Below are 3,948 nucleotides of genomic sequence, written 5' to 3' on the forward strand. Positions count from 1 at the left end.
GGCGGGGTAGCTGGCGCCCCGCAGCCCACCGGAACGGGCGGGGGCGCCAGCTACCCCGCCCAGCTCCTGGTCACCGGCGACGGCCGCTTCGCCTACCTCGCCAACCGTGGGCACAACAGCCTCACCCGGTACGCGGTCGAGAACGGCGGGGCCACACTCCGCCTGCTGGACACCGTGCCGGTGGGCGGCGACTTCCCCCGGCACACCGCCTTCTCCCCGGACGGGGCCCTCCTCTTCGCCGCCAACCAGCGGTCCGGCACGGTCACCGCCTTCCGGGTCGACGCGGACAGCGGCGCCCTGAGCCCTGTCGGGAGCCCGTTCCCCGCCCCGGCGGCGGTCTGCGTGCTGCCGGTGTAGCGCGTGCGCGGGTTAGGGTCGTGCCCGAGCCGCGGGTCGCCCCGGACGCGGCGCGACGCATGAGGGAGACGCAGTGCGCTTGAGAGTGGAGTTCACCACCGAGCCGTTCGATCTCGACGAGGCACCGGCCCACGCGGTCGTGGCCCGCGAGGTCATCCAGTCGGCCGAACTGGACGCGGTGGACGTCGGCCCCTTCGGCAACACGGCGGAGGGCGGCGCCGACGAGGTGCTCACCGCGGTGGACTCCCTGCTGCGCCAGGCACTGGCATCCGGTGCCACCCGGGTCTCGCTCCAGGTCAACGTCATCGGGGAGGACCCGAAGTGACCGAGGCAGCGGACCACCCTCTCGTCGCCGCCGTGAAGCCGCTCGTCGACGCCATGGGCGCCGAGCTGCTCGGACCCGAGCAGGCGCAGGCCGACGACGTCGTCCTGGCCTGGGAGGGCGAGGACGTGATAGCTGTCCGGCTGCCCCAGCTCTCCGACTCGCTGGACCACATCCTGGCCGCGATGGAGCGCCGGCACGGCAGGCCGCTCGCCGAGCTGGACCGCAGGACCAAGCAGGAGGTCGTCCGCACCCTGGAGGCACGCGGTGCCTTCTCGGTGCGGCACGGCGTCGAGACCGTGGCGGGGGCCCTGGGGGTCTCCCGGTTCACCGTCTACAACTACCTGAACAGGGAAAACGGTTCCAAGGCCGAGTAGTTGGGCGCCCCGGTAGATGTAAACGGCACATGAACGTGGGAGCCGTCGTCCGGATCACCGGGCGACGGCTTTTTACATGAACGGAATTTCAACAAAGTGTTGACGTGGTGTTGTGGAGGGCGTTAGCTATCCGCAGCCCGACCAACGCACAGCGAAAAACAGCCACGGAGGCTCCCGTGACTTCGAGCTCCACACCGGGCCTCGCCCGGTTCAACACCCTGGCGGACGACGAGGCGGCAACCGCGCTGCACGAGGTCTGTGCCAGTGCGGCCTGGGGAAGAGCGATCCTCTCCCGCCGTCCGTACGCCACCGCCGAAGCCCTGTTCTCCGCGAGCGACACCGCCACGGCGGCACTCGACGCGCAGGACCTGGCCGAGGCCATGGCCGGTCACCCGCCGATCGGCCGCCCGAAGCCCGGGGACCCGACCTCCTCCCGCGAACAGCGGGGGATGGCCGGCGCCACCGAGGAGCTCAAGGCCGAGATGCTCGAACTGAACCTGGCCTACCAGGAGCGGTTCGGACATGTCTTCCTGATCTGCGCCACCGGCGCCACCGGAGAGCAGATGCGCGACGCGGTGAAGTCCCGGACCGGGAACACGCCCGAGCAGGAGCGCGCCATCGTGCGCACCGAACTGGGCAAGATCAACCGCATCCGCCTCACCCGTCTCGTCACGGAAGGCTCGTAAGAGCTCGTACCAGAAGGAGAGTGAAGGTCTTGAGCACCTTCGCCACCGCATCGGTGTCCACCCACATCCTGGACACCAGCATCGGCCGCCCCGCCGCAGCCGTCACCATCACGCTCGCCGCCCGCTCGGGCAGCGACGCGCAGTGGGTGGCGCTCGGCGGATCCGCGACCGATGCGGACGGGCGCTGCAAGGACCTGCCGGCCCTGCCGGAAGGCACCACCCACGTACGGCTCGACTTCGAGACCGAGTCGTACTTCACCGCCAAGAAGCAAGCCGAGGCGCAGCAGGACGCCCCCCGCGTAAGGGACAGCGGTGCGTTTTTCCCCGAGGTGACGATCACGTTCGCCGTCACCCCGGGCGAGCACTATCACGTACCGCTGCTGCTCAACCCGTTCGGCTACTCCGTATACCGAGGGAGCTAGCAGACACATGCCCACGATTCTCGGCCAGAACCAGTACGGCAAAGCAGAGAACCGCGTCGTCAGGATCACGCGGGACGGCGACACCCACCACATCAAGGACCTGAACGTCTCTGTCGCCCTCTCCGGCGACATGGACGACGTGCACTACTCCGGCTCCAACGCGAACGTCCTGCCCACCGACACCACCAAGAACACGGTGTTCGCGTTCGCCAAGGAGCACGGCATCGAGTCCGCCGAGCAGTTCGGCATCCACCTCGCCCGCCACTTCGTGACATCGCAGGAGCCGATCAAGGTCGCCCGCATCCGCATCCAGGAGTACTCCTGGGAGCGCATCGCGACCTCGGACAACAGCTCCAGGTTCATCGGATCGGACGAGGTCAACCACTCCTTCGCCCGCAAGGGCCAGGAACTGCGCACCACGCAGATCACCTACGACGGCGAGAAGTGGGAGATCATCTCCGGCCTGAAGGACCTCACGGTCATGAACTCCACCAACTCGGAGTTCTGGGGCTACGTCAAGGACAGGTACACGACGCTCAAGGAGGCGTACGACCGCATCCTGTGCACCGACGTCGCCGCCGCCTGGCGCTACAACTGGACCAGCGACGACGACCGGATGCCCAACTGGGAGAAGTCGTACGAGCAGGCGAAGAAGCACATCCTCCAGGCCTTCGCCGAGACGTACTCGCTCTCGCTCCAGCAGACCCTGTACCAGATGGGTTCTCGCGTCATCAACAGCCGCAGCGAGATCGACGAGATCCGCTTCTCGCTGCCGAACAACCACCACTTCCTGGTGGACCTCGAGCCGTTCGGGCTCAAGAACGACAACGAGGTCTACTTCGCGGCCGACCGTCCGTACGGGCTCATCGAGGCCACCGTGCTGCGGGACGGAGTCGAGCCGCAGATCCCGGTCGACATGACCAACCTCTGACGCGGTGCCGCGCCGGTTCCCGTCCGTCCACAGCGGACGGGAACCGGCCGGGCCGGAGGGAACTCCCATGGCACAGCCTGCACTTGGGCCCGCAGAAGCAGAAGGCCCATGTTCCACCCCGCTGGAGAGCCCGGTCCACCCGGTGGACGAGAAGCCTGCCCCGTCGCGGCTCGTCCCCGCCGCGCTCCAGCACATCGCCGCCATGTACGCGGGCGTCGTCACACCACCGCTCATCATCGGACAGGCGGTCGGCCTCGACCAGGCCGGCCTGACCCGGCTGATCGCGGCGAGCCTCCTGATCGCCGGCTGCGCCACCCTCCTCCAGACGCTCGGCATCGGCGGCTTCGCCGGCAACCGGCTGCCGTTCGTCAACGCCGCCTCCTCGGCGGGCATCGCACCCATGCTCGCCATCGCGGAGACCAGCGCTCCCGGGCACCAACTTCCCGTCATCTACGGGGCGGTGCTCGTCGCCGGTGCGTTCTGCCTGGCCATCGGCCCGTTCTTCGGCAGACTGCTGCGCTTCTTCCCGCCGCTCGTCACCGGGGTCGTCATCACCCTCATCGGGGTCACGCTGATGCCGGTCCCGGTCTCCTGGGCCCAGGGCGGTGACAAGGAAGCGGCCGACTTCGGTGCCATGAAGTACCTCGCCCTGGCCGCCTTCACCCTCACCGTCATCCTGATCGTCCAGCGATTCGGGCGCGGGTTCGTCAGGCAAGTGGCCCTGCTCATCGGCCTGTTGGCCGGCACGCTGGCCGCCGTCCCGTTCGGGCTCGCGGACTTCTCCGCCATCCGGTCCGCGCCCGAATCGCTGGACGATCAGGATGACGGTGAGGGTGAAGGCGGCCAGGGCGAG

The 3,948-nt window shown here is 68.6% G+C and carries 7 protein-coding genes; all 7 read left to right on the plus strand.

Annotation, left to right across the window (positions count from 1 at the left end; translation table 11 throughout):
* On the plus strand, positions 1–357 hold a 357-nt coding region (locus JGS39_RS37610), incomplete at its 5' end, for a lactonase family protein (protein ID WP_219574273.1).
* Between the two features lie 73 nt (positions 358–430).
* Positions 431–682: a YkoF family thiamine-binding protein gene (locus JGS39_RS37615; RefSeq protein WP_261991771.1), complete on the plus strand. Its 252-nt coding sequence runs from the start codon at positions 431–433 to the stop codon at positions 680–682.
* Positions 679–1,056, plus strand: coding sequence for a helix-turn-helix domain-containing protein (locus tag JGS39_RS37620; RefSeq protein ID WP_306083631.1), 378 nt, complete (start codon positions 679–681; stop codon positions 1,054–1,056). Before JGS39_RS37615 ends, JGS39_RS37620 begins: the two co-directional genes overlap by 4 nt.
* Positions 1,057–1,232: 176 nt before the next feature.
* Positions 1,233–1,742: a 2-oxo-4-hydroxy-4-carboxy-5-ureidoimidazoline decarboxylase gene (gene uraD / locus JGS39_RS37625; protein WP_219574274.1), complete on the plus strand. Its 510-nt coding sequence runs from the start codon at positions 1,233–1,235 to the stop codon at positions 1,740–1,742.
* Between the two features lie 29 nt (positions 1,743–1,771).
* Positions 1,772–2,164 carry a hydroxyisourate hydrolase gene (uraH, locus tag JGS39_RS37630; RefSeq protein ID WP_219574275.1) on the plus strand — a complete coding sequence of 131 codons (393 nt, stop codon included), beginning with the start codon at positions 1,772–1,774 and terminating at the stop codon, positions 2,162–2,164.
* A 7-nt stretch (positions 2,165–2,171) separates the two neighbouring features.
* A complete protein-coding gene (pucL, locus tag JGS39_RS37635) occupies positions 2,172–3,095 on the plus strand; it encodes a factor-independent urate hydroxylase (RefSeq protein ID WP_219574276.1) in 924 nt (307 codons plus the stop codon).
* 67 nt (positions 3,096–3,162) lie between these two features.
* Positions 3,163–3,948: uracil-xanthine permease family protein (locus tag JGS39_RS37640; RefSeq protein WP_308120949.1), on the plus strand; the 786-nt coding region annotated here is incomplete at its 3' end.

Origin of the sequence: Streptomyces poriferorum, assembly GCF_019399235.1 — a bacterium.
Lineage (GTDB): Bacteria > Actinomycetota > Actinomycetes > Streptomycetales > Streptomycetaceae > Streptomyces > Streptomyces poriferorum.

Excerpts from the sequence above, each read along its gene's own strand:
- pucL (WP_219574276.1), top strand. The coding sequence starts at position 2,172 with ATGCCCACGATTCTCGGCCAGAACCAGTACGGCAAAGCAGAGAACCGC.